Genomic DNA, 25,141 nt, shown 5'->3' on the forward strand with positions numbered 1-25,141 from the left:
CTCTGTTCGCTCGGGACGTGCGAGCCCCCGCCCACACCCCAAACTGGCTTGCAATCAATTCTTTACAAAAAAGAGCTTCGTCTGTTGCCCACCTTTTGTCACCGTTACCGAGATGTCAAGGCTTGTTGGAAAAACGTCACCTTCGTCCCCGTAGCCGTATCCAGTCTCATTGGCCCCACACGAGGGCGTCGGCCTGACCTGCACGCTGCTAACCCGATCCTTTGCACAGTTAGCAGCACGCTCGTACCCTGACGTCATGTCCAGGACCTTCGTCGGCGCACGACTTCGACAGCTCCGCACCGAACGTGGACTCAGCCAAGCCGCCCTGGCGAAGACCCTGGAGATCTCCGCCAGCTACCTCAACCAGATCGAGCACGACGTGCGCCCGCTGACGGTCCCAGTGCTGCTGCGGATCAGTGAGGTGTTCGGCGTCGACACGACGTTCTTCTCGTCGCAGGACGACACCCGGCTGATCGCCGAACTGCGCGAGGTGGCACTCGACGAAGACATGGGCATCGAGGCTGACGCGCAGGAGATCGCGGACATGGTGTCGTCGCATCCGGGTCTGGCGAGGGCCATGGTCAACATGCACCGCCGCTATCGCAACACCACCGCGCAGTTGGCAGCGGCCACCGAGGACCGGTTCAACGACGGCAGCGGCAGCGGCTCGATAACGATGCCGCACGAGGAAGTACGCGACTACTTCTATCAGCGGCAGAACTACATCCACGATCTCGACACCGCCGCCGAGGAACTCACCTCGCGCCTGCGCTTCCACCGCGGGGACATCGCCGAGGGCATCGTGCGACGGCTGGAGAACCTGCACGATGTACAGATCGTGCGCCGCATCGACCTGGGCGAAAACGTACTGCACCGCTTCGACCCCGAGACCCGAGTACTCGAGATCTCGCCAGCGCTCTCGGGTGGGCAGCAGGTCTTCAAGTTCGCGACGGAACTTGCGTACCTCGAGTGCAACGACCTGCTGCGGCATCTGGTTGACGAGGGCAACTTCACCTCCGACGAGGCCCGATCGCTCGCAATGCTGGGTCTGGCCAACTACTTCGCGGCGGCGACGGTGCTGCCGTACGGGCAGTTCCATGAGATCGCGGAGGATTTCCGCTACGACATCGAACGGCTGTCGGCGTTCTACGCGATCAGCTACGAGACCATCTGCCACCGCCTGTCGACGTTGCAACGTCCCAGGCAGCGCGGGGTGCCGTGGTCGTTCGTCCGCGTAGACCGTGCGGGGAACATGTCGAAACGACAGTCCGCCACCGGTTTCCACTTCTCGTCCAGCGGTGGCACGTGTCCGCTGTGGAATGTGTACGAGACGTTCGCCTACCCGGGCAAGCTCATGACCCAGATCGCGCAGATGCCGGACGGGCGCAACTACCTGTGGGTCGCCCGCACCGTTGAGCGTCGTGCGCAACGCTACGGCCAGCCGGGCAAGACGTTCGCGATCGGCCTCGGTTGCGAATTGCGGCACGCGCCGCGCGTCGTCTATGCCGACGGACTCGATCTCGGTGGTGGCGCCGCGACCCCGATCGGCGCGGGGTGCCGCGTGTGCGAGCGGATGAATTGCCCACAACGCGCGTTCCCGCCCCTCGGTAAGGAACTCGACATCAATGAGCACCGCAGCTCGGTGTCGCCGTACATGATCCGCTGATCCGCCGACGCCCCTCCCTGTCGTCCGGCCCCTATCGTCCGACCTGCTCCGTCGAGACGCTGTGAGCTCCTGTTCACATGTGCGAAATATCCGACACGAACTCGTGATCCACAGACATTCCAGCGCAACAACTTCCGCCTACTGTCTCCCATCACGGATACAGCGTCGTATACGTACTTCTCCGCAGCTCAGCGTCCCTCCACTCGACGGAAAGGCCCGTCCATGCACTCCTTCTCGAAGCGTGCTCTCACCGCGCCGGCCGCCCTAGCGGCACTCGGCCTGGTCCTCGCCGCCTGCGGCAGCAAGGTGTCGGACACGTCAGCGTCCGCCGGCACCCCCGCAGCCTCGTGTGTCGACACATCCGGCGACACCATCAAGGTCGGCTCCCTCAACTCGCTTTCCGGCACGATGGCGATCAGCGAGGTCACCGTCCGCGACTCGATCGCACTCGCGGTCGAAGAGATCAACGACGCCGGCGGCGTTCTCGGCAAGAAGATCGAGATCGTGGCCGAGGATGGCGCATCCGAGCCGACGGTGTTCGCGGAGAAGGCCGAGAAGCTCATCAGTAGCGACTGCGTCGCGGCGGTTTTCGGTGGCTGGACGTCATCGAGCCGTAAGGCGATGCTCCCGGTCTTCGAGGACTCCGGCGCCCTGCTGTACTACCCGGTCCAGTACGAGGGCCTCGAGGACTCACCCAACATCTTCTACACGGGCGCGACGACGAACCAGCAGATCGTGCCGGCCCTGGATTACCTGAAGGAGAAGGGCGTCAAGTCGCTGTACCTGGTGGGCAGCGACTACGTCTTCCCGCAGACCGCGAACCGCATCATCAAGGCGTACGCGGACGCCAACGGAATCGAGATCAAGGGAGAGGACTACACCCCTCTCGGCTCCACGGACTTCTCGACAATCGTCAACAAGGTCCGCACCGCCGACGCCGACGCGGTGTTCAACACGCTCAACGGTGACTCCAACGTCGCGTTCTTCCGTGAGTACTCGAACGTCGGACTGACAGCCGCCGACATGCCGGTGATCTCGGTGTCGATCGCCGAAGAAGAGGTGGGCGGAATCGGTGCCCAGAACATCGCCGGCCAGCTCACCGCGTGGAACTACTACCAGAGCGTCGACAGCCCCGAGAACAACAAGTTCGTCGCTGCTTACAAGGACAAGTACGGCGCGAACAAGCCGACGTCCGACCCGATGGAGGCGGCCTACACGTCGGTGTACTTGTGGAAGAACACTGTTGAGAAGGCGAATTCGTTCGCGGTGGCCGATGTCCAGGCTGCGGCAGGCGGAGTCAGCTTCCAGGCGCCGGAGGGTCTGGTCACCATCGACGGCGACAACCACCACATCGCCAAGACCGCACGTATCGGTGAGATCCGCGAAGACGGCCTGATCTACACGGTGTGGGAGTCCGACGGCCCGATCCAGCCGGACCCCTACCTCGAGAGCTACGACTGGGCAGCCGGTCTGTCGGGCTCCGATAGCTAGAGCTCGCTCCAAAACGACGACGAAGAAGGGCGGGCACCGATGGATGTCATTATCGGGCAGCTGTTCACCGGCCTGAGTATCGGGTCGATCCTGTTGTTGGCGGCACTGGGTCTGTCGCTGACGTTCGGGCAGATGGGCGTGATCAACATGGCCCATGGCGAGTTCATCATGGCCGGCTCGTACACCGCTTTCGTAGTGCAGCAGGTGGTGTCGAGTGCCGGTGCGTCACTGGTGATCTCGCTACTGTTCGGCTTCCTCGTGGGCGGCCTGATGGGCGCCTTGCTCGAGGTCACGCTGATCCGTCGGATGTACCACCGGCCGCTCGACACCCTGCTGGTGACGTTCGGTGTCGGACTGGTACTGCAACAGTTGGCCCGTGACATCTTCGGTGCCCCCGCCGTCAACGTCGTCACACCATCCTGGTTGACCGGCGGCGTCGAGATCCTCGGCGCCGTCGTACCAAAGAGTCGTGTCTTCATCCTGGTCCTCGCGATCGTCGCCGTTGCGGCGCTGTCCTTCGCGCTCGCGAAGACCTCGGCGGGACGTCGCATCCGAGCCGTGGTGCAGAACCGTGACCTCGCCGAGACCAGCGGAATCTCCTCCCGCCGAACCGATGTGACCACGTTCTTCATCGGTTCCGGCCTGGCCGGCGTGGCCGGCGTGGCGCTGACACTCATCGGGTCCACGAGCCCGACCATCGGACAGTCCTATCTGATCGACGCGTTCCTGGTGGTCGTCATCGGTGGCCTGGGTCGGCTCTCCGGTGCCGTGGTCGCGGCCTTCTCACTCGGCATCCTCAATTCGTTCATCGAGTACTCGACCACCGCGTCGATCGCGAAGGTGATCGTGTTCGTGCTCATCGTCATCTTCCTGCAGGCACGTCCGCAGGGGCTGTTCGTGGCCAAGACTAGGAGCCTCGTATGACCATCATCAGTCGTTACCGAGCGTGGGTTGGCTTCGCCGTCGCCGCGGTCGTGCTGTTCGGGGTGGCTCCGGCGGTCCTGTCGGACTTCCGACTCAATCTGCTGGCCAAGTTCCTGTGCTTCGCGATCGTCGCCGTCGGCATCGGACTCGCCTGGGGCCGTGGTGGAATGCTCACCCTGGGTCAGGGCGTCTTCTTCGGACTCGGTGCCTACCTCATGGCGATGCACCTCAAGATGGCCGACGCGCAGCTGCGCGGTGACACCGTGCCGGACTTCATGCAGATCGCCGGCATGCGGGAACTACCGGGCTACTGGGCCCCGTTCGCGGATCCGCTGACGACTATCGTCGCGATCCTGGTCGTACCCCCGCTCGTCGCGTTCGTGCTGGGCCTCGGCGTGTTCAAGCGGCGGGTCAAGGGCGCGTACTTCGCGATCCTGTCGCAGGCGCTGGCCGCGGCATTCGCGATCCTGCTCATCGGGCAGCAGTCGATCGGTGGATCCAACGGACTCAATCGGTTCCGCACGTTCTTCGGGTTCGACCTATCGGATCCGGCGAACAAGCAGATGCTGTTCTTCATCGCCGCCGGGGTACTGCTCCTGGTGGTCGCGGCCACCCGGCAGTTGATGAACTCCCGCTACGGCGAACTGCTCGTCGCCGTCCGGGACCAGGAGGAACGGGTTCGGTTTCTCGGCTACGACCCCGCCAACGTGAAGGTCGTCGCCTACGCGGTCGCCGCGTTCTTCGCCGGCATCGCGGGCGCACTGTTCGTGCCGATCGTCGGGATCATCTCCCCCGCCGACGTCGGCATCGTCCCCTCGATCGCATTCCTCGTCGGCGTCGCGATCGGCGGTCGCACGACGCTGCTCGGCCCCGTGCTCGGCGCGATCGGCGTCGCGTGGGCGCAGACGACGCTCTCGGAGAATTTCCCGTCGGCGTGGACGTACGCACAGGGTCTGCTGTTCATCGTCGTCATCGGCTTCTTCCCGTTGGGAATCGCCGGTCTCGGCAAACTGCTGCGCCCCCGTGCCGTCGCCACCCCGCCCGATCCCGAACCGGAATCAAGCCGCGAGGAACCAAGCCGCGAAAAGGAGTTGGCGCGATGAACCCCACCCGCACCCAACCGAGTTTCGGCGGCAACGCCGGCATGTCGAGCCAGTACCTCGAGATCCGCAACCTTCGGGTCACCTTCGACGGCTTCACCGCCGTCGACGGCGTGGACCTCACGCTGTTCCAGGGCGATCTGCGATTCCTCATCGGCCCCAACGGCGCCGGCAAGACCACGCTCGTCGACGCCGTCACCGGCCTGGTACCCGCGACCGGGTCGGTCACCAAGTCTGGTGTGGAACTGCTCGGACAGAAGGTCCACAAGATCGCCCGGACGGGCGTGGGCCGGACCTTCCAGACGGCGTCGGTGTTCGAGGAGCTGACAGTGCTGCAGAACCTCGACATCGCGGCGGGCGCCGGCCGATCCGCACTGACAATGCTGCGCCGCCGCAAGACCGTCCTGCCGCACATCGAGGAAGCGCTCGAGACGATCGGGCTCTCGCACCTGCGGGACCGGCCCGCCGGCATCCTCGCCCACGGTCAGAAGCAGTGGCTCGAGATCGGCATGCTGCTGGTTCAGGACGCCGACGTGCTGCTGCTCGACGAACCGGTGGCCGGTATGAGCCACGACGAGCGCGAAGAGACCGGAAACCTGCTGCGCCGCATCGGTGCCGAGCGCACCGTAGTGGTGGTCGAGCACGACATGGACTTCATGCGGGCCTTCGCGACCTCGGTGACGGTGCTCGCGCGCGGCCAGGTCATCGCCGACGGCAGCGTCGAACAGATCCAGGCCGATCCGATGGTCCAGCAGGTGTACCTCGGTACCGCCGCTGCCGTCGAAGCATCCGAGGAGCACTGACCATGCTGGAACTCGTCGACATCCGCACCGGGTACGGGCGCACCGAGGTCGTCCACGGCGTCTCGATCACCGTCCCCACCGACGGCGTCGCCGCGGTCATGGGGCACAACGGTGCCGGTAAGACCACACTGCTGCGCGCCGCGGTCGGCCTCGCCAAGACCACGTCGGGCAAGATCCTGCTCGACGGCGAAGAGATCACCCGCCTGCGTCCCAGTGCCCGCGTGTCTCGTGGTCTCGCGTACGTCCCGCAGGGGCAACAGTCGTTCGGCCAGCTCACCTGCCGAGAGAACATGCAGGTGGTGGCCGACGGTCGCAAGCGGGGCAAGGCACTCATCGACGAGCAGCTCGCTCTGTTCCCGGCGCTCGAGGCGTTGCTCGACCGCCGCGCCGGACTGCTGTCCGGAGGACAGCGTCAGCAGCTCGCGATCGCGCGCGCGCTGATCACCGAGCCGCGCGTGCTCGTCCTCGACGAGCCGACCGAAGGAATCCAACCGTCGGTCGTTGCCGAGATCGAGGCCGCGATCATCGGCCTGACCCGCCGCGGCAATCTCGGCGTCCTGCTGGTCGAGCAGCACATCGGCTTCGCGCTGGACTCCGCCGAGCGTTACTACGTCCTCGAGTCCGGCCGGATCACCTCCTCCGGCGAGGGCGGCGCCGGCGCCGAGTCCCTCGTGCGCGCCGCCCTCGCCATCTGACCGGATCTCCAGCACTGCCCCCACCGAAGGAGCCCCTCGTGTCCCCTGCACTCGACACTGGTTTCGACACCCTCCTCGTCGCCAATCGCGGCGAGATCGCGTGCCGCATCATGCGGTCGGCCCGCGCACTCGGACTGAAGACGGTCGCGGTGTACTCCGACGCCGACGCCTCGGCCATGCATGTCGAGATGGCCGACACCGCGGTCCGCCTCGGCCCCGCCCCGGCCGCGGAGTCGTATCTGCGCAGCGACCTGGTGATCGAGGCTGCGCTCTCCACCAGCGCGGCGGCGATCCACCCGGGCTACGGATTCCTCTCCGAGAACACCGAATTCGCCACAGAGGCCGAACGGGCCGGTATCGCGTTCGTCGGTCCGACGGCGGAGCAGCTGCGGGTGTTCGGCAACAAGCACACCGCCCGCGAGGCGGCGCGCGCGGTGGGCGTCCCCCTGGTACCCGGCACCGGACTGCTCGAGTCGGTCGAGGAGGCCGTGGACGAGGCCGAACGCATCGGCTACCCGGTCATGCTCAAGGCGGTCGGTGGCGGCGGCGGGATCGGGATGCAGGCCTGCTTCACGCCGGAAGCCCTACGTGCCGCCTACGAGACGGTGCAGCGGTTGGCCGCGGCGAACTTCTCCTCGTCGGGCGTGTTCCTCGAACGGTTCGTCGCCCGCGCCCGCCACGTCGAGGTGCAGGTGTTCGGCGACGGTACCGGGCGCGTGATCAGCCTGGGGACCCGCGACTGCTCGCTGCAGCGCCGCAACCAGAAGGTGGTCGAGGAGGCACCCGCCTACGGTCTGCCCGACTCCGTCGTCGATCAAATCCTCGGCGCATCCAGGGATCTTGCGTCGTCGGTGCAATACCGGTCGGCCGGCACCGTCGAGTTCGTCTACGACGTCGATCGCGGAGAGGCGTCGTTCCTCGAGATGAACACCCGGCTGCAGGTGGAACACCCGGTCACGGAGGAGGTCACCGGCGTCGACCTCGTGGCGTGGATGCTGCGTCTGGCCGCCGGCGACACGTCGATGCTCGACGGGATGCCCGCTTCCGGTCCTACGATGACCGGCCATGCCGTCGAGGCGCGCGTGTATGCCGAAGATCCCGGACACGACTACCGACCCAGCGCCGGCACCCTGACCGCCGCCGAGTTCCCGCCGGACGCACGTATCGAAACGTGGGTGGAGGCCGGCACCGAGGTGAGCGCCCACTACGACCCGATGCTCGCGAAGATCGTCACCCGTGGCGCCACCCGTCAGGAGGCGCTCGCGAACCTGGGATCGGCGTTGGACGAGACACGCCTCTACGGTGTCCAGACCAATCTTCCTCAGTTACGTCACCTGTGCGCGCAACCCGTGTCCGAGTTCACGACGTCGTCGCTCGTCGACGTCCCGGCAACCGGGCGGCGGATCGACGTGCTGCGGGCGGGGACGATGACGACGGTGCAGGACCTGCCGGGCCGGATCGGTCTGTGGGAGGTCGGTATTCCACCGTCGGGGCCGATGGACGACCTGTCGCTGCGCCTGGCGAACACCGCGGTCGGTAATTCCGTCGAGACGCCCGGACTCGAATGCACGCTGCAGGGTCCGCGCCTCGTGTTCTCCGAATCCACCATCGTCTGCGTAACGGGCGCCGACGTCCCGGTCACGGTCGACGGTGCCCCGGTCCCGATGTGGGAACCGATCGACGTCGGGGCCAGGTCGGTCCTGGATATCGGGTCACCCACGGACGCGGGTCTGCGCACGTATCTCGCGGTTCGCGGTGGCCTCGACGTGCCGCTGTTCCATGGCAGCGCTTCGACGTTCACTCTCGGTGGCTTCGGCGGTGTCACCGGTAAGGCTGTCGCAACCGGCGACGTCCTCGGAACGTTACCGGAAACCCATGCACTCACCGATCCGGCGAAGGTGCCCGTCGAACTGCGTCCGGAGATCACGCACACGTGGCACCTCGCGGTCACGGAGGGCCCGCAGCCGGCACCGTCATACTTCACCGACGCGGACATGACGCAGTTCTACGAGACCACGTGGATCACGGCCAGTCACGCCAACCGCACCGGGATCCGCCTCGACGGCCCGAAACCGACGTGGTCCCGTCCCGACGGCGGCGAAGCCGGGCTGCACCCGTCCAACCTTCACGACAACCCGTACAGCGTGGGCGCCCTGAACGTCTCCGGCGACACCCCGATCCTGCTGGGTCCGGACGGACCGAGCCTGGGCGGGTTCGCCTGTCCGCTCACAGTGGTGAGTGGGCACCGCTGGAAGATGGGGCAGATCCGTCCCGGAGACGCGGTTCGGTTCGTCCCCGTGCCGGACGATGCCGCCGAGACGCTCCGCCGTAGCGACGTCGACCGCGCGAAGGACGTTCCAGCGGTGAGGCTCTCGCACGGCGACGGTGGCGTACTCGGGCGTTCGGAAGCTGGTGACGACCGTCCATCGGTGACATACCTGCGTGGCGGCGACGACAACATCCTCGTCGAGTACGGGCCGATGGCACTCGATCTGGGTCTCCGCATGCGAGTTCACGCGCTGTCGGAAGCCCTCACGGCACTGAGCATCCCCGGACTGGTGGATCGCACGCCCGGTGTGCGCTCGCTGCACCTGCACTTCGATCCCGACGTACTGCCGCAACGACGGCTGCTCGGGCTCCTGCAGGAACTCGAACAGGATCTGCCCGCAACGCACGACCTGGTCGTCCCCAGCCGAACTGTGCGACTTCCTATGTCGTTCGACGACCCGTCCATCGGCGAAGCCCTCGACCGCTACCGCAGCGGCGTGCGCGACAGTGCGCCGTGGCTGCCGTCGAACCTCGAGTTCATCCGCCGCATCAACGGACTCGACAGCATCGACGACGTCCGCGACACCGTCTTCGACGCCGAGTACCTTGTCCTGGGACTGGGCGACGTGTATCTGGGTGCGCCACTGGCGGTTCCACTGGATCCGCGACACCGGCTGGTCACGACGAAGTACAACCCGGCACGCACCTGGACCCCGTCCGACGCGGTGGGCATCGGCGGAAAGTACCTGTGCGTGTACGGCATGGAGTCACCCGGGGGCTACCAGCTCGTCGGGCGCACGGTACCGATCTGGTCCGGATATCGGCAGCGGCCGCCGTTCGAGCCGGGCAAACCGTGGCTGTTCCGATTCTTCGACCGGATCGTGTGGGAGCCGGTGACCCCTGAGCAACTCGAGGAGGCGCGGGCCGAGTCCCGCGCCGGTCGGTTCCACGCCGACATCAGCGAGGGGACGTTCGCACTCGAAGACCACCTGCGGTTCCTGGCCGAGAACACCGACTCGATCGCGGCGTTCGAAGAGCGTCAGGCCGCCGCGTTCGAGGCCGAGAAGCAAGCGTGGCACGCGGCGGGAGAGTTCGATCGCAGCGAGAGTGAGGCCGCGATCGAGCCCACCCAGGCGACGGTGGACGTCCCGGCGGGAGCGATCGTCGTCGAGGCGCCCATGGTCGGGAACGTGTGGCGGGTGGAACTCGAACCCGGACAGCAGGTCTCGGCCGGCCAGCCCGCGGTGATCCTCGAGGCGATGAAGCTCGAGATGCCGGTGCCGTGTCCCGAGTCGGGCACGGTGCTGCAGGTCCTCGCGGAACCGGGCGCAAAGGTCGCGCCAGGGACTCCGCTGGCCGTCATCGGCTGAGGCGTCGCTCCGACAACCTTCTCTGGCAGCCGGCACCGCGGCCCGACACGGATCCAACTGGGCACACGGATACGACCGGGCGACGTGGTTCCGCTCCGTATGCTCGCGTAGAGGCCCTGCTCACGTAGAGGCCCGACGAATCACTGCGACCGTGGCGGCCGACCAGGGGAGGACGAGTGACGACAAACGACGAGAAGACCGGCGACAGGACGGTGCCACGCATCGCACCAGGGCGGTTCAGGGAACTCGGTCCGCTCAACTGGGCCAGCTGGCGAGTCCTGTCGCTGGGTTCACGTACCCGGGATGCCAAGCTGTTCAGCACGCTCGGCCGAACAGGTGGGCTGTTCCGTGGCTGGCTGCACTATTCCGGCGTGCTGATGCTCCTTCCGGGCACCAAGCTGAACCGGTTCGAGATCGAACTCGTCGTCCTGCGCGTCGCTCACCTGCGCGAATGTCGGTACGAGATGGAGCATCACATCCGTCTCGGCCGCCGCGCCGGGGTGACGCAGCGGATCCTCGACCGTGTGCTGGAAGGCCCCGGCCACCCCGGCTGGAGCCCCCGGTACCGGGCAATGCTGGCAGCCACCGATCAGTTGGTCCTCACCGACGACATCGACGAGGCGACATGGTCGGCACTGGCCGAGCATCTCGACGATCGGCGCCTGGTCGAGTTCTGCCTCCTGGTCACGCAATACGACGGCCTGGCCACCACGATCGGGACGCTGCGGATCCAGCCCGACTTCTGATCCCGACGGCTACCTCTCCCGACAGCTGCTTCTCCCGGCAGCTGGGGGAACCCACTCTGATCGCCGCACTGCCTGCGGAAAGGAAAGAAGCCCGCACCATCGGGTGCGGGCTTCTTGCCGACGAAGTGCCTCCGGCGGCGATCCGTCAGAAGTTGATCATGTGGCCGGCGAGACCGTGGATGGCTTCCTGCAGCGCCTCGCTCAGCGTCGGGTGTGTGTGGACGTTGCGGGCGAGCTCGTTGACGGTGAGGTCCCACTTCTGCGCCAAAGTCAGCTCCGGCAGCAACTCCGAGACGTCGGGGCCGATGAGGTGGCCTCCGAGTAGCTCGCCGTACTTGTTGTCGGCGATCAGCTTCACGAAGCCGTTCGGGTCGTTCAGGCCGTGCGCCTTGCCGTTCGCGGTGAAGGGGAATGTGGCGACCTTGACGTCGTAGCCTTCGGCCTTGGCCTCCGCTTCGGTGAGGCCGAAGCTCGCGACCTGCGGCTGGCAGAAGGTGGCGCGCGGCATCATCCGGTAGTCGCCCAGCTCCATCGTCTCGGCGCCACCGATGGTCTCGGCGGCGACGACACCCTGCGCCTCGGCAACGTGTGCGAGCTGCAGCTTGGCGGTGACGTCACCGATGGCATAGATGCCGGCGACGTTGGTGCGCATGCGCTCGTCGATCGCGATGGCACGGCCGTCGGTGAGCTGGACGCCGGTTTTTTCGAGACCGTAGCCCTCGACGCGTGGCGCGAATCCGACGGACTGCAGGACCTTGTCGACGGTGACCGTCTCGACCTCGCCGGACTTGTTGTCCTTGATCGACACGATGACGTCGGAGCCGTTGTCGACGATCGACTCGACCGCCGCACCCGTCTTGATCTTGACGCCGAGCTTCTTGTACTGCTTGGTGATCTCTTTCGAAACGTCCGCGTCCTCGTTCGGGAGGGCGCGATCGAGGAACTCGACGATCGTCACGTCGACACCGTAGTTGGCGAGGACGTAGCCGAACTCCATTCCGATGGCGCCCGCCCCGACGATCACGATCGAACCCGGCAGGTCGCGGGTGAGGATCTGCTCTTCATAGGTGACGACGTTCCGACTCAGCGAGGTCCCCGGCAGCAGCTTGGTCACCGAACCCGTCGCGATGATGACATTGTCGAACGTCACCGTGTCGGTCCCACCCGAGGTGAGCGCCACCGAGATCGACTTGGCGTCGACGAACGTGCCCCGACCGTCGTACTCGGTGATCTTGTTCTTCTTCATCAGGAAGTGCACGCCCTTGACGCGGCCGTCCGCAACCTTTCGACTACGGTCGAACGCTGCTCCGAAGTCGAAGGACACGTCCCCCGACATACCGAACGCCTTGGCCTCCTTGTGGAAGATATGCGCGAGTTCGGCGTTGCGGAGAAGTGCCTTCGAAGGGATGCAGCCCACGTTCAGGCAGACACCGCCCCAGTACTTCTCTTCGATGATGGCGGTCTTGAGCCCCAGTTGTGCCGCGCGGATAGCTGCGACGTATCCACCGGGGCCGGCTCCGAGGACAACGACGTCATAGTGTGAGGTCACGAGGCCCTAGCCTAGTCGGGTCACATTTCGGTGTCCCAAGATGGTCGCTACTCGAAAGTAGGGTCGATCCGACACGGCGACACAGCAACTCGGATGCCACGAAAAGACTTACGACCCCAGCCGCCTTGGCGACTGGGGTCGTAGGTGCGAATGCTCAGCTGAACGAGATGGTGCTCCCGAGGTCTCCGATCGTGCTACCACCGAAGACGCTGCCAGCGCCGAGGCCAAGGCCGAAGAGGATCTCGATAAGACCCCCCACGGACCCCGCTGCAGCCCCAGACAGCGAGCCGAGGTCGATTTCGTCCAGATTCATGGCAATCGCCTTTCTACCGCTTGTGTCCAGGCGCTCAGCTGAGGTTGTTGGTGGAACCGAGGCCCACGACGTTGCCGATCACGGCGACGATGGCGGCGAGGATGTCATCCAGGTTCATTTGATTCCCTTACTTTCGTGGTGGTTGTGTGACAGATGCGGCGGACTAGCTGAGGTTGTTGGTGGAACCGAAGCCCACGACGTTGCCGATCACGGCGACGATGGCGGCGAGGATGTCATCCAGGTTCATTTGATTCCCTTACTTTCGTGGTGGTTGTGTGACAGATGCGGCGGACTAGCTGAGGTTGTTGGTGGAACCGAAGCCCACGACGTTGCCGATCACGACGGTGATCAACGAGATGATGTCATCGAGGTTCATTCCTCTGCCTTTCGCGAGAGATTCGTGATGTTTGTGATGATCTTGCTTCAGCCCGGGCTGGGAGTCCGTACGATCGGGGAGTGGTGCAGCCCCCGGAGTTTGTACTCCCTTGACATCCCGTCCGGTTTGTACGCCTTGCGGTGCTTCACCACTCGGTGCTCAGACCAGGAAGACGATCGGGTTTATTCGACCGTGATGAAAAGATAACCCATCTGGATCGCTTTGTCTGCAAATTCGTTACATCCCCTTTGCGGATCTTCAAGATCTCTAAAGATTCACCCTCGTCCTCACCCTGAGACCGCAACCGGTTGACCCCGCCCGTAGCGCGGGTGGCGCACGTCAGTCCTGAAGCACCGTCGCCACCCACCACAGTCGTCACCATCGCTACCGTCAGTACCGCCCCACAATGGACCCATGACGCACTCACCCTCCATCTCCACGCCGGCCGCCGACACGAACCTGTGGCTCGAAGACGTCACCGGCGACAACGCTCTGACCTGGGTACGCGAGCACAACGACAAGACGATCGCGGAGTTCCCCGGCAACACCGCGTTCGAGCGCCTCGAATCCAACATCCGGTCGATTCTCGACACCGACGCCCGTATCGCCTATGCGCGTCGACGTGGGACTTACGTCTACAACTTCTGGCGCGACGCCGAGCATGTCCGCGGCCTGTGGCGCCGCACCACGATGGACGAATATCGCAGCGACACAACGAAATGGGAGATTCTCGTCGACGTCGACGAACTAGCCGAACGCGAGGGGGAGAACTGGGTGTGGTCCGGTGCGCAGGTGCTGCGGCCCGACCAGAACCTCGCGCTCGTCAGCCTGTCCCGCGGCGGTGCGGACGCCGTCGTCGTGCGCGAATTCGATCTCACCACTCGCACCTTCGGCGACACGGAAGATCGCTTCCACGTCGCGGAAGGCAAGACCGACATAGGGTGGATCGACAGCGAAAGCGTCTACATTGGAACGGATTTCGGCGAGGGAACGCTCACCGACTCCGGTTACCCACGCCTTGTGAAGCGCTGGCACCGCGGTAGGCTGCTGGCCGAGGCGGTCACCGTATTCGAGGGCGAGCAGACCGACGTCGCAGTCTCCGCATGGCACGACAGCACCCCAGGATTCGAGCGCAGTTTCGTCGAACGCTCCATCGACTTCCACAGCTCGCACCGCTTCCAACTCCTGGGCGACGACACCCTCGTCCGGATCGACACCCCCGAAGACGCCCGGATCTCCGTCCACCGGGAGTGGCTGCTGATTCGCCCCCGCTCGCCCTGGACCGTCGGCGACACCACCTACCCGGCAGGTACGTTGCTGGCCGCGAAGTACGACGACTACCTCGCCGGATCGCGCACACTCACCACACTGTTCCGCCCGGATGCGCGCACATCGCTCGAGCAGTACGCGTGGACGCGCAATCATCTGCTGATGGTCACCCTCTCGGACGTCCAGTCCCACGTCCACGTCCTTACGCCCGACGAGAACGGTTGGGATACAACCCCACTCGAGGGACTACCGGACCTGACCTCGTCCGAGATCATCGACACAGACCCCCGCGAGAGCGACGACTTCTTCCTCAACTCCAGCGGCTACCTCACCCCCGCCACCCTGTTCTCGGGAACTGCGGGGGGACCGCTCGAGGCCCTCGATTCGGCGCCGGCGTTCTTCGACACCACCGCCCTCGCTGCCGCCCAGTACTTCGCCGAGTCCGCGGACGGCACCCGCGTCCCCTACTTCGTGGTCCGCCGCGAGGACGCCCCGGCCGGACCGACACTGCTGTATGGCTACGGCGGATTCGAGAAGTCGATGACCCCCGCTTACAGCGGGATCAATGGCATTGCGTGGCTGCAACGTGGCGGTACGTACGTGGTCGCAAACATCCGTGGTGGAGGTGAGTACGGCCCCCAGTGGCATACCCAGGCCCTGCGCGACGGACGGCACAAGGTCCACGAGGACTTCGCTGCCGTGGCCGGCGATCTCGTCACTCGCGGCATCACCACCCCCGAACAACTCGGCGCACTCGGCGGCAGCAATGGCGGACTGCTGATGGGCATCATGCTCACCAAGTACCCCGAAATGTTCGGCGCCATCGTCTGCCAGGTGCCGCTACTCGACATGAAGCGCTACCACCTGCTGCTTGCCGGGGCGTCGTGGATGGCCGAATACGGTAACCCCGAAGATCCGGATGACTGGGCGTTCATCTCCGAGTACTCGCCGTACCAGAACACGCGCGCGGCGGCGTCGTACCCCCCGATCCTCATCGCCACCTCCACCCGTGACGACCGCGTCCACCCCGGGCACGCCCGCAAGATGACGGCCCGCCTCGAGGACGAAGGCCACATCGTCTACTACTACGAGAACATCGAGGGTGGCCACGGCGGCGCGGCCGACAATGCGCAGGCGGCTTTCAAGTCGGCCCTCGCCTACACATTTCTGTGGGAGCAGTTGTCCCGATGACGTCCGAAGCTCGCCCTGCTGGGCTACGATTCGCCCGAATCAGACAACCGGAAGCGAGCCTCTACATGACACCCGATGCGACCACCTGCCCACCACTGCGCCGACTGCGTGCCGGAGCGCTTGTCACCGCCACCGCCGTTGGCGCAGTGCTGGGCCTCGCACCGATCGCCATGGCCGAAGGTCCGAACTCGGCTCGAGACACTGCGGTGCAAGCGGATCCAGCTTCCCCGAGCTCCGACAGCGCCTACATCACCGGGGTCGAGAACATCACCGATCGGTGGCTGCGGGTGTTCGTGTACTCAGCGGCGATGCAGTCGGAGCAGCAGGTGCAGGTTCTCCTGCCGCGCGACACCTCCGTGCCCCGGCCCACGGTGTACATGCTCGACGGCCGCTCTGCCGAGCCGGGAACGAACAACTGGACCGAGCAGGGCAACGCGGTGGAGTTCTTCGAGGACAAGCCTGTCAACGTCGTCTTGACCACTGGTGGTAGGGCCAGCTACTTCACCGACTGGGAACAGCCCGACGACAGCCTGGGTACCTACGCGTGGGAAACATTCCTCACCAGGGAACTTCCCCCGCTGATCGACGATCGGTTCGCAGGCAACGGTATTCAGTCGATCGCCGGGCTCTCGATGGGCGCACAGTCCGCGATGATGCTGGCGATGCGCTCGCCCGGACTGTATCGCGGTGTGGCCGCCTACAGCGGTTGCTACGAGACCACCAGCGACCTCGGACGGACGCAGATCGGCATGGTCGTCGCGAGCTACGGCGGTGACGTCGAGAACATGTGGGGCCCGTTCACGGACCCGAAGTGGGCCGAGCACGACGTGCTGATCGGGGCCGAGAAGCTGCGCGGCACAACGTTGTACGTCTCCACGGCCAGTGGGTTGCCTGGTCCGAACGAGACGCTCGACAACCCCGATCTGGTCGTGCTGGTTACCCAGGGCGGGCCGATCGAGGCCGTCACTCAGTACTGCACCCGCCAGTTCGACGATCGGCTGCGTGCGCTCGACATCCCGGCGACATTCGTCTATAACCCTGTGGGCGTCCACACCTGGGCGTACTGGCGTGACGAGCTGCCCAAGTCGTGGCCGACCCTAGCGGCATCCCTCGAGATCGAGCCGAGTATCTGAGCCTACCGAACTCGAAGATCGCAAAGGGCGGTGATGATGATCATCATCACCGCCCTTTGCGACCCTCCGGTTCGGCAATTAGGAGCCGAGGGAACCCGTGGCCTCCGCGCTGCTGTTGTTGAGGTCGGTCAGTGCGTTCATGAAATCGGTAGCGGTTTCGAGAAGCGAGATGATGTCGGTGCTCATGGAAACTCCTGTAGTTGCGGTGTGGTGTCGCGCTTCGACGCGATGGCGACGCGTAGATCTTAAAGCTAAGGTAACTGTTAGGGAACAGTTAAGTCCCGATTAGACCAAGACGTGGGATCGGCTCCGAGGTGGGCTCTCACTGCCGGTCGTGGATCCACGTGACGATCCGCTCGACCGTGCTGTCCGGCGTCCGAATCCAACCGCTGTGCCCCAGTTGCTCCGGTTGGTGCCAGGTCGTCACGTCCGAACCGGACAGCTTGCTCAACAGGTTCGTCGAGGAACTTCGCGGCGCCATATCGTCGCCCTCGATCGAGATCGACAGCACCGGGAGCTTCAGCCTTGCGATTCGCTCTTCGTAGTCGATGTCGGCTCCCGCCGGCTCGATCCGCCCACTGCGGGCGAACCGAGACCAGTCGGAGATCATCACGCGGGACTGTCGGCCGAAGCCGCCGACGTCCAGACGATCCCCCGGCCAGAATCCGGCAGCGTTCGCCGTGACCGAGATCGCCGTCGAGCCCAGCAGCATGCCCGATGACCGAGTTCCGGGGAACCCGCGGTAGTAAGGCGAACCGGATGCCACGAGGATCAAGCCGCCGAGCCGTCCCCGGATCCGCGCCGCATACATCACGCCCAGTTGCCCGCCTATGCTGTGTCCGAGCAGGTAGGGAGTGCTCTCGTCGAAACGCTCCCGCACAACCTCGAACATCGCAGGCAGATCGACCGACACCAACTCCTGGTAGCCGAACGTGCTCGACGCACTCGGACGCGGACGACTGTCCCCCTGCCCTCGCAACTCACATGTGGCAGCGCAGAAGCCGTGCTCCACAATCGACTTCGCGAACCTGTCGTAAAAGCCGGCGGGAATTCCGAGTCCCGGCACGGTGACGACTACCGGCGCACCCTCCGGTCCGGGAAACAGCCGAACCGGCGTTGTCGTCCCGTCGGGCATCTGGATCGGCACGGTCTCCACCACAGTTCCGAGCCTATGCCCAGACAGTCGCCGCGGCTCGGCTATCTCCACGCCGGCTGCACCGACCGAGGCATTCTGACGGCATGACCGAGTTCAGGTTTTCGCAGAACATCTTCGGCCTCACAACATCGGACGCGTTCGCGCAGGCGTGCCGCCGTGCCGAGCAGGGCGGATACGACGCGGTGTTCGCCGCCGACCATCTGGGCACCGCGTCGCCGTTTCCACTCCTCGTCGCGGCCGCGGCCGTCACCGACCGATTGCGGGTGGGGACACTCGTGCTCAACATCGGGTTCTGGAATCCGGCCCTGCTCGCACGGGAGATCGCGACCGTCGACATTCTCACCGGCGGCCGGCTCGAGATCGGCCTCGGCGTTGGCCACATGAAGTGGGAGTTCGACGAGGCCGGTACTACCTGGGAACCATTCGGGACCCGCGTGAGACGCCTCACCGAGACCGTCGACGCACTCCGGAACCAGTTCGCCGCCGATGGCTACCCGCAGCAGGCGGCGCTGCACGAGAACTACGGCATACCGGTGCTGCGGCCCGTGCAGCGCGTCGGATTCGCCGGCACCGGACCGCCGCTTCTGATCGGTGGCACCGGCGAACGGGTCCTGCAACTGGCCGGCCGAGTCGCCGACATCGTCGGGGTCGCCGGTACCGTTCAATTGCCGGGACAGCCCCCGGGCACCATGCGACTGGCAACCGCCGCCGAAGCCGACGAGCGGATCTTGTTCACCCGCGAACAGGCTGGCAGGCGTGCGGCGCAACTGGAGTGGCAAGCCCTCGTGCAGGCGGTGATCGAGACCGATGACCGCTCCGCGGCCGCTACCGAACTGGCGGCAGGTTTCGGCGGGGTCATGTCCCCCCAGGACCTCCTCGACACCCCGTTCGCCCTGCTCGGCACCGTCGATGAGATGGCCCGGCAGATCCTCGCGAACCGTGAGCGCTACGGATTCACCCACTACACGGTGCACGAACCGAACGCCGCCGCGTTCGCGTCTGTCATCAGCAGGGTCCGAGCCCTCCAGAGGTGACTCCGAACGGGAGGATCGGGTACAGATCCGGGGAAACCCTGATGGTTTCGGTGGGCGCCCTCAACCAGACTCATTACCATGCCGTACGACACCGAACTTCCCCGACCGTTCGTCCGCTCCCGCGACCGCCGCATGCTCGCGGGAGTATGCGGCGCCGTCGCCGAGTACTTCGACATCGACGTCAATATCGTCCGTGTCGCAACGCTCGCCGCCGCGTTCGCGTCCTTCGGCACCGTCGCACTGATCTATCTCGCGGCATGGATGCTCGTGCCTGAGGCCTGACACGAAAGACCGGCCTGACACGAAAGACCGGCCTGACGCTGAAAAGCGGGAAGCCCAGGACACCGCGAACTTGTCCCGGGCTTCCCTGTCTATCTGAGCCTGTCTATCTGGGGCTGTCTACCTCAGATCAGGCCGAACTAGATCAGGTCGAACTCCCGAGGGGGATCAGAAGTCCATGCCGCCCATGCCGCCGGTCGGGTCGGCCATCGGAGCAGCCGCCTTCTCCGGCTTGTCGGCGACGACAGCCTCGGTGGTCAGGAACAGGGCCGCGATGGAGGCAGCGTTCTGCAGCGCCGAGCGGGTGACCTTGACCGGGTCGTTGATACCCGCGGCGAGCAGGTCCTCGTACTCCCCGGTCGCAGCGTTCAGGCCGCTGCCGGCGGGCAGGTGGCGGACCTTCTCCGCGACGACGCCGGGCTCGAGGCCGGCGTTCAATGCGATCTGCTTGAGCGGAGCCTCGAGGGCAACCTTGACGATGTTGGCACCAGTGGCCTCGTCGCCCTCGAGCTTCAGCTCGTCCAGCACAGGCGAGGACTGCAACAGGGCCACGCCACCACCGGAGACGATGCCCTCCTCGACGGCAGCCTTCGCGTTGCGGACGGCGTCCTCGATGCGGTGCTTGCGCTCCTTGAGCTCGACCTCGGTCGCAGCGCCGGCCTTGATGACCGCGACGCCACCGGCCAGCTTAGCCAGACGCTCCTGCAGCTTCTCACGGTCGTAGTCCGAATCCGACGCCTCGATCTCGGCGCGGATCTGGTTGACGCGCCCGGCGATGGCATCGGCGTCGCCGGCGCCCTCGACGATGGTGGTCTCGTCCTTGGTGACGACGACCTTGCGAGCGCGGCCCAGCAGCTCGATGCCGGCGGTCTCGAGGGACAGGCCGACCTCCTCGCTGATGACCTCGCCGCCGGTGAGGATGGCGATGTCGGCGAGCTGCGCCTTGCGGCGGTCACCGAAGCCCGGGGCCTTGACGGCGACGGACTTGAAGGTGCCGCGGATCTTGTTGACGACCAGGGTCGACAGGGCCTCGCCCTCGACGTCCTCGGCGACGATCAGCAGTGGCTTGCCGGCCTGGATGACCTTCTCGAGCAGCGGCAGCAGGTCCTTGACCGTGGAGATCTTGGAGCTGACCAGCAGGATGTACGGATCCTCAAGCACTGCCTCCTGACGCTCGGCGTCGGTGGCGAAGTACAGCGAGATGTAGCCCTTGTCGAAGCGCATACCCTCGGTGAGTTCGAGCTGCAGGCCGAAGGAGTTGGACTCCTCGACGGTGATGACGCCTTCCTTGCCGACCTTGTCCATGGCCTCGGCGATGAGCTCACCGATGGACGGGTCGCCGGCCGAGATGCCGGCGGTCGCTGCGATCTGCTCCTTGGTCTCGACCTCCTTGGCGGTGTCGAGCAGCTTGGCGGTGACGGCCTCGACGGCCTTCTCGATGCCGCGCTTGAGACCCAGCGGGTTGGCGCCGGCAGCGACGTTACGCAGCCCCTCACGGACGAGCGCCTGGGCCAGAACCGTCGCCGTCGTGGTGCCGTCACCAGCGACGTCGTCGGTCTTCTTGGCGACCTCCTTGACCAGCTCGGCGCCGATCTTCTCGTAGGGGTCCTCGAGCTCGATCTCCTTGGCGATGGAAACACCGTCGTTGGTGATCGTGGGGGCGCCCCACTTCTTCTCCAGTACGACGTTGCGACCCTTGGGTCCCAGCGTCACCTTGACGGCGTCTGCGAGGCTGTTCAGGCCACGCTCGAGGCCGCGACGTGCCTCTTCGTCGAACGCGATGATCTTGGCCATTGCGAAGTGATCCTCCGGATTGGGGGTGACACACGGAGGCGATCACTCGTCGGATCGCCCCATTTACGCTTCCGGCCAGGCTCGGTGCCCGCGACGGACGACCGGGGGTGTCTGGGTTCCCGGTCTCACCGTCCCGACCTGGCACTCACTAGTCGCGAGTGCCAAGTGCATTTTTAGCACTCTAGGGGGGCGAGTGCAACGTTGCGAGGAGGTCTCTGCCCTCGGTGGACATGACCCCGTTTCGCTACCCGCCCATGCAGGTCTGACCCGTCTTCAGATTCCATGCGAACGAGAGCGGACCGACGCAGTCGACGCCGCCCAGCTCAGCGGTCGCTCCGGAGCCCCAGCCGGCCACCGCGAAGGTCGCTATGCCGTCATCAGCCCACGAGTGTGCGATGCCTCCGCCGATCGCGAGGGCCAGAGACTGGCCGTTGCCCCGTGCCGCGCTCAGCGCCGTACCGTAGCCCGTCGCCAGACTGTTCGACGACCCGATGCCCTCCGCGACCGACACGGCGGTGCCGCTGTCCATCGCCGCCGAGCGAGCGACACCCCGCTCGATGGCCTCAGCACCGCAGCTCGCGAACTCCGAGACCTGGATGTCGTTGGGCGCGGTCGGCGAGAGGCACATCACCGGCGCCGCAGACGCAATGCCCGCTCCGGCCAGCGAAACACCCGCTGCCACACCGATTCCCGCGGTCGCGACCACCGCCGTCCGTGTCATCATCCGGCCGAGGATCGAGATTGCGCGCGCACGGGAAAGGGTCGACATTCGGACTCCTTGACAAACGGGACGAACAGGACGGGAGTGCCCGCGACATTACAGGCTCGACCCGCGTGAACCCAGGATTTCGATAGCATGCCGAACAGACTCGGCGCGTTACCCGATTTCGGTCAGCAACTGCGGTAGATCGGCCACCGAATCGACGAGATGGTCCGGACGGTCCACCGCCAGATCGAGAATCGGCTGCCGGAACTTGCCGGTCCGCACCAACACCCCGGTCATACCCACGCGCTGCGCCGGCAGGACATCGTTGCGGAAGTCGTCGCCGACCATCACCGTCGCCGCCGGATCGACCCCCATCAATTCGGCCGCCGTCAAGAATCCGGTGAGTGACGGCTTGCCCACCGATACGATCCGCGACCCCGACGCCTCCTCGATCCCCGGCAGGTACGCCCCGGTGTCCAGCTGCAAGCCGTCGGACTCCGACCACATCAGCGCACGGTGCATCGCTACCGCGGGCACCCCCGCCACCATCAGGTCGAGCACCCGACTGAGCGCGGCGTGCGTGAACTCCGGGCCCGCGCCGCCGATGACGATGACCTCTGGATCCAGGTCGTCCAACTCGATGTCCGGCATGTCGGCGCTGATGTCGCCGTCATTGAGCAGCATCACCCGGGCCCCCGGATAAGTCGACCGCAGGTACTCGGTGGTGAGCCGGGCCGCCGTCACGATTTCCTCGGACCGGACGTCGAAGCCGAAGGAAGCCAGCACCGATGCGATCTCGTCGCACGTCCGGGAGGTCGTGTTGGTCAGAAACGCCCGCACTCCCCCACGCCCTCGGATCTCGTCGAGCGCTTCCACCGCACCCGGCACCGGTTGCCACGAGGTGACCAGCACCCCATCGATGTCAAACAGGACACCTTCGACCCGGGTCATGAATCTGAGGGTAACGAGCAAGACGGGTCCGTGTCGCTGCCCACACGAACCTGTCGGAAAAGTGACCTCCCGCACACGAGAGAAGAGTCGACCCCTACGATCACCGGGTACGCGTGACACCCCGTACCACCCAATCGAATCCGGAGAGCAGAACAGTGACCGACACCCTCGAAGCCAGCATCGAGATCGCCGCCTCCCCGGAGGAGGTGTGGAATTTCATCTCCGATCTCAAGCGCATGGGCGAATGGAGCCCTCAGTGCCGCAAGATGCTCGTTTCCGGTGAGGTTCGTGAAGGCACCAAGACCTTCAACATCAACCGCAGGGGCCTGCTGGTCTGGGCGACCAGGTCCGAGGTCATCCGCTTCGAGCCGAACGAGGGCATCGCGTTTCGCATCAAGGAGAACTTCACCATCTGGTCCTTCACCCTCGAACCGACCTCCACCGGTACCCGGGTTGTCCAACGCCGCGAAACCCCGAACGGCACGAGCAAACTGTCACAGACGCTCGTCAAGGCCGTATTCGGCGGTGCCGAGACGTTCGAGGCCGAGTTGATCGTGGGCATGAACGCCACGCTCGCCCGGATCAAGGACGAGGCCGAAACCGCGAGCGCCGGGGCCCTTGGATCTCGTTAGCGGGGTCCCGCCGGCACAGGATCTAGTTGGCGCAGGATCCCGCTGCCACGGCGACCCGGCCGTACTCGGTAGTGACGTAACCTGTGTTAGCTGGAACGGCGAGAATCGCCGCTCAACCCGACCGGTAAGAGGAGCCCGTGGCACGTCGACCGACACCCCCTGGCAGCCCCCAGCCCACCGGCGTCGGCCACGTGATCGGCCTCGTCAAGGGTGCTGTCCCCCCGCTTCACCCCGCGGGCCTGCCCTTCGTGCTGGCCCCGCTCGCGGTCGCGGCACTCGGACGTAACCGCAAGTGGGTACGTCGCGCGGGACTCGCCTCAGCGGCCGCGTGTGCGGCATTCTTCCGCCATCCCCCCCGCGTGCCTCCGAAGCGCCCCGGCGTCGTCGTTGCTCCCGCCGACGGCGAGGTCGCGCTCGTCGACACCGCCGTACCGCCTGCCGAGCTCGGGCTGGGCGACCAGCCGCTGCCGCGGGTCAGCATCTTCCTGTCCGTGCTCGACGTCCACGTCCAACGTGTCCCCGTCGCCGGTGTCGTGAAGAAGGTCGTCCACCAACCCGGACAATTCCTGTCCGCCGACCTCGCGGACGCCAGCGAGGTCAACGAGCGCAACAGCATGCTCATCGAGACCGCCGACGGCCGCTATGTCGCCGCCGTGCAGATCGCCGGACTGATCGCCCGCCGGATCGTGTGTGACGCGCAGGAGGGTGACGCCGTCGCCATCGGCGACACGTACGGCCTCATCCGCTTCGGCTCGCGCGTCGACACGTACTTCCCCGTCGGCACTGCACTGCTCGTCGAGCGGGGCCAACGCACTGTGGGTGCCGAGACGGTCCTCGCACAGCTGCCGTGAGACCACCCCGCCCCAGTCGGCAGCACGCAGTCCGATTGCTGCCCAGCATCATCACGGTCCTCGCGCTGTGCGGCGGGCTGTCTGCCGTCAAGTTCGCGCTCGACGGCGAACTCGGCACTGCCCTGGCGATGGTCGGTGCCGCCGCCGTCCTCGACTCGCTCGACGGCCGGCTCGCGCGCATGCTCGACGCGACCAGCAAGATGGGTGCCGAACTCGATTCCCTCTCCGATGCCATCTCGTTCGGTGTCGCACCCGCCCTCGTGCTGTACGTGACCCTTCTCGACAGCAGCAGCTACGGCTGGATCGTCGCGCTGCTGTATGCGGTGAGCATCGTGCTCCGGCTCGCGCGATTCAACACCCTGCTCGACGACGACAGCGTGCCCGGCTACGCGAAGGACTTCTTCGTGGGCGTGCCCGCCCCTGCTGGGGGACTCGTCGCGCTGGCCCCGATCGCCGCCTACAGCCAGTGGGGCGAGGGCTGGTGGTCGTCGACGGGCGTGGTCATGGTGTGGACCCTGCTGTCCGCGACGCTGATCGTCAGCCGCATCCCCACACTCGCGATGAAGACCGTGTCGGTTCCGCCGCGAATGGCCGCCGGGCTGCTCGCCCTGGTCGCCCTCGCCGCCGCAGCGTTGGTCACCTACCCGTACGTACTGCTGCTGGTGCTCGTGTTCGTCTACCTCGCACACATCCCGTTCGCGGTCCGCTCGCAGCGCTGGGTCGCCGCACGCCCCGAGACCTGGGACATCAAGCCTTCCGAGCGGCGCGCGATACGCCGCTCCCCCAATGGCAGCCACAGATCCTCGGCGACGCGGCTGGGCCTGCGCCGGCCGAGGTAGGGTCG

The 25,141-nt window shown here is 65.8% G+C and carries 22 protein-coding genes; 16 read left to right on the forward strand and 6 right to left on the reverse strand.

Annotation, left to right across the window (positions count from 1 at the left end):
• The first annotated feature begins 256 nt into the window (after positions 1-256).
• The 8 genes from ramB to EF834_RS14490 all read left to right on the forward strand — a co-directional run bounded on the left by ramB (position 257) and on the right by EF834_RS14490 (position 11,063).
• Positions 257-1,666, forward strand: a complete 1,410-nt coding sequence (gene ramB, locus EF834_RS14455; RefSeq protein ID WP_127947922.1) for an acetate metabolism transcriptional regulator RamB — start codon at positions 257-259, stop codon at positions 1,664-1,666.
• Between the two features lie 222 nt (positions 1,667-1,888).
• Positions 1,889-3,157, forward strand: a complete 1,269-nt coding sequence (urtA, locus tag EF834_RS14460; RefSeq protein WP_127947923.1) for an urea ABC transporter substrate-binding protein — start codon at positions 1,889-1,891, stop codon at positions 3,155-3,157.
• 39 nt (positions 3,158-3,196) lie between these two features.
• Positions 3,197-4,081, forward strand: coding sequence for an urea ABC transporter permease subunit UrtB (urtB, locus tag EF834_RS14465; RefSeq protein ID WP_127947924.1), 885 nt, complete (start codon positions 3,197-3,199; stop codon positions 4,079-4,081).
• Positions 4,078-5,184 (forward strand): urea ABC transporter permease subunit UrtC, encoded by a 1,107-nt coding sequence (gene urtC, locus EF834_RS14470; protein WP_127947925.1) that lies wholly within the window; start codon positions 4,078-4,080, stop codon positions 5,182-5,184. Before urtB ends, urtC begins: the two co-directional genes overlap by 4 nt.
• The gene (urtD, locus tag EF834_RS14475) at positions 5,181-5,984 is read left to right on the forward strand and encodes an urea ABC transporter ATP-binding protein UrtD (RefSeq protein ID WP_127947926.1); all 804 of its coding nucleotides are present in this window, start codon (positions 5,181-5,183) and stop codon (positions 5,982-5,984) included. The genes urtC and urtD overlap by 4 nt, the downstream gene beginning before the upstream one ends.
• Positions 5,985-5,986: 2 nt before the next feature.
• Positions 5,987-6,679: an urea ABC transporter ATP-binding subunit UrtE gene (urtE, locus tag EF834_RS14480; protein ID WP_127947927.1), complete on the forward strand. Its 693-nt coding sequence runs from the start codon at positions 5,987-5,989 to the stop codon at positions 6,677-6,679.
• A gap of 38 nt (positions 6,680-6,717) precedes the next feature.
• Complete coding sequence (uca, locus tag EF834_RS14485; RefSeq protein ID WP_127947928.1) at positions 6,718-10,317, forward strand: urea carboxylase; 3,600 nt, start codon at positions 6,718-6,720, stop codon at positions 10,315-10,317.
• Between the two features lie 176 nt (positions 10,318-10,493).
• The gene (locus tag EF834_RS14490; RefSeq protein ID WP_127947929.1) at positions 10,494-11,063 is read left to right on the forward strand and encodes a carboxymuconolactone decarboxylase family protein; all 570 of its coding nucleotides are present in this window, start codon (positions 10,494-10,496) and stop codon (positions 11,061-11,063) included.
• Between the two features lie 145 nt (positions 11,064-11,208).
• On the opposite strand, the gene lpdA is transcribed toward EF834_RS14490, so the two are convergent.
• Positions 11,209-12,612, reverse strand: a complete 1,404-nt coding sequence (lpdA, locus tag EF834_RS14495; RefSeq protein ID WP_127947930.1) for a dihydrolipoyl dehydrogenase — start codon at positions 12,610-12,612, stop codon at positions 11,209-11,211.
• Positions 12,613-12,766: 154 nt separating this feature from the next.
• Entirely contained in the window at positions 12,767-12,925 is a 159-nt protein-coding gene (locus EF834_RS18215; RefSeq protein ID WP_164874137.1) for a hypothetical protein, read from the reverse strand.
• On the opposite strand from EF834_RS18215, the gene EF834_RS14500 reads away from it, so the two are divergent.
• The 3 genes from EF834_RS14500 (at position 12,924) to EF834_RS14510 (ending at position 16,894) form a co-directional block, all read left to right on the forward strand.
• On the forward strand, positions 12,924-13,508 hold the full coding sequence (locus EF834_RS14500; protein WP_127947931.1) for a hypothetical protein: 585 nt from the start codon (positions 12,924-12,926) through the stop codon (positions 13,506-13,508). The two genes, EF834_RS18215 and EF834_RS14500, sit on opposite strands and share 2 nt — an antisense overlap.
• Positions 13,509-13,715: 207 nt before the next feature.
• Positions 13,716-15,761, forward strand: a complete 2,046-nt coding sequence (locus tag EF834_RS14505; protein WP_127947932.1) for a prolyl oligopeptidase family serine peptidase — start codon at positions 13,716-13,718, stop codon at positions 15,759-15,761.
• A gap of 65 nt (positions 15,762-15,826) precedes the next feature.
• A complete protein-coding gene (locus EF834_RS14510; RefSeq protein ID WP_127947933.1) occupies positions 15,827-16,894 on the forward strand; it encodes an alpha/beta hydrolase in 1,068 nt (355 codons plus the stop codon).
• 322 nt (positions 16,895-17,216) lie between these two features.
• Here the strand turns inward: EF834_RS14510 and EF834_RS14515 are convergent, their stop codons facing one another.
• Positions 17,217-18,050, reverse strand: a complete 834-nt coding sequence (locus EF834_RS14515) for an alpha/beta hydrolase family protein (protein WP_127948131.1) — start codon at positions 18,048-18,050, stop codon at positions 17,217-17,219.
• A gap of 83 nt (positions 18,051-18,133) precedes the next feature.
• Between EF834_RS14515 and EF834_RS14520 the strand changes: the two genes are divergently transcribed.
• Together EF834_RS14520 and EF834_RS14525 are read left to right on the forward strand one after the other, a co-directional pair.
• On the forward strand, positions 18,134-19,084 hold the full coding sequence (locus tag EF834_RS14520; RefSeq protein WP_127947934.1) for a TIGR03621 family F420-dependent LLM class oxidoreductase: 951 nt from the start codon (positions 18,134-18,136) through the stop codon (positions 19,082-19,084).
• Positions 19,085-19,162: 78 nt separating this feature from the next.
• Positions 19,163-19,366, forward strand: coding sequence for a PspC domain-containing protein (locus EF834_RS14525; protein ID WP_127947935.1), 204 nt, complete (start codon positions 19,163-19,165; stop codon positions 19,364-19,366).
• Positions 19,367-19,531: 165 nt separating this feature from the next.
• Here the strand turns inward: EF834_RS14525 and groL are convergent, their stop codons facing one another.
• The 3 genes from groL to EF834_RS14540 form a co-directional block, all read right to left on the reverse strand.
• Complete coding sequence (gene groL, locus EF834_RS14530; RefSeq protein WP_127947936.1) at positions 19,532-21,157, reverse strand: chaperonin GroEL; 1,626 nt, start codon at positions 21,155-21,157, stop codon at positions 19,532-19,534.
• Positions 21,158-21,401: 244 nt separating this feature from the next.
• A complete protein-coding gene (locus tag EF834_RS14535; protein ID WP_127947937.1) occupies positions 21,402-21,926 on the reverse strand; it encodes a DUF6764 family protein in 525 nt (174 codons plus the stop codon).
• Between the two features lie 108 nt (positions 21,927-22,034).
• Entirely contained in the window at positions 22,035-22,814 is a 780-nt protein-coding gene (locus tag EF834_RS14540) for an HAD-IIA family hydrolase (protein ID WP_164874138.1), read from the reverse strand.
• Positions 22,815-22,969: 155 nt separating this feature from the next.
• Here EF834_RS14540 and EF834_RS14545 point away from each other — a divergent pair, with 155 nt between their 5' ends.
• From EF834_RS14545 to EF834_RS14555, 3 genes are all read left to right on the forward strand, one after another.
• A complete protein-coding gene (locus EF834_RS14545) occupies positions 22,970-23,446 on the forward strand; it encodes an SRPBCC family protein (RefSeq protein ID WP_127947939.1) in 477 nt (158 codons plus the stop codon).
• 137 nt (positions 23,447-23,583) lie between these two features.
• Entirely contained in the window at positions 23,584-24,297 is a 714-nt protein-coding gene (locus EF834_RS14550) for a phosphatidylserine decarboxylase (RefSeq protein ID WP_127947940.1), read from the forward strand.
• Positions 24,294-25,136, forward strand: coding sequence for a CDP-alcohol phosphatidyltransferase family protein (locus EF834_RS14555; protein ID WP_206615289.1), 843 nt, complete (start codon positions 24,294-24,296; stop codon positions 25,134-25,136). Before EF834_RS14550 ends, EF834_RS14555 begins: the two co-directional genes overlap by 4 nt.
• Positions 25,137-25,141 lie beyond the last annotated feature (5 nt).

Origin of the sequence: Rhodococcus spongiicola (assembly GCF_004011835.1) — a bacterium.
GTDB classification, from domain to species: domain Bacteria; phylum Actinomycetota; class Actinomycetes; order Mycobacteriales; family Mycobacteriaceae; genus Prescottella; species Prescottella spongiicola.

Coding starts and splice junctions, on each gene's coding strand:
- EF834_RS14540 (WP_164874138.1), bottom strand. CDS start 22,814: ATGACCCGGGTCGAAGGTGTCCTGTTTGACATCGATGGGGTGCTGGTC.
- groL (WP_127947936.1), bottom strand. CDS start 21,157: ATGGCCAAGATCATCGCGTTCGACGAAGAGGCACGTCGCGGCCTCGAG.
- ramB (WP_127947922.1), top strand. CDS start 257: ATGTCCAGGACCTTCGTCGGCGCACGACTTCGACAGCTCCGCACCGAA.
- EF834_RS14525 (WP_127947935.1), top strand. CDS start 19,163: ATGCCGTACGACACCGAACTTCCCCGACCGTTCGTCCGCTCCCGCGAC.
- EF834_RS14510 (WP_127947933.1), top strand. CDS start 15,827: ATGACACCCGATGCGACCACCTGCCCACCACTGCGCCGACTGCGTGCC.
- EF834_RS14500 (WP_127947931.1), top strand. CDS start 12,924: ATGGCAATCGCCTTTCTACCGCTTGTGTCCAGGCGCTCAGCTGAGGTT.
- EF834_RS14535 (WP_127947937.1), bottom strand. CDS start 21,926: ATGTCGACCCTTTCCCGTGCGCGCGCAATCTCGATCCTCGGCCGGATG.
- urtA (WP_127947923.1), top strand. CDS start 1,889: ATGCACTCCTTCTCGAAGCGTGCTCTCACCGCGCCGGCCGCCCTAGCG.
- urtE (WP_127947927.1), top strand. CDS start 5,987: ATGCTGGAACTCGTCGACATCCGCACCGGGTACGGGCGCACCGAGGTC.
- EF834_RS14520 (WP_127947934.1), top strand. CDS start 18,134: ATGACCGAGTTCAGGTTTTCGCAGAACATCTTCGGCCTCACAACATCG.
- urtC (WP_127947925.1), top strand. CDS start 4,078: ATGACCATCATCAGTCGTTACCGAGCGTGGGTTGGCTTCGCCGTCGCC.
- urtD (WP_127947926.1), top strand. CDS start 5,181: ATGAACCCCACCCGCACCCAACCGAGTTTCGGCGGCAACGCCGGCATG.
- EF834_RS18215 (WP_164874137.1), bottom strand. CDS start 12,925: ATGAATCTGGACGAAATCGACCTCGGCTCGCTGTCTGGGGCTGCAGCG.
- EF834_RS14505 (WP_127947932.1), top strand. CDS start 13,716: ATGACGCACTCACCCTCCATCTCCACGCCGGCCGCCGACACGAACCTG.
- urtB (WP_127947924.1), top strand. CDS start 3,197: ATGGATGTCATTATCGGGCAGCTGTTCACCGGCCTGAGTATCGGGTCG.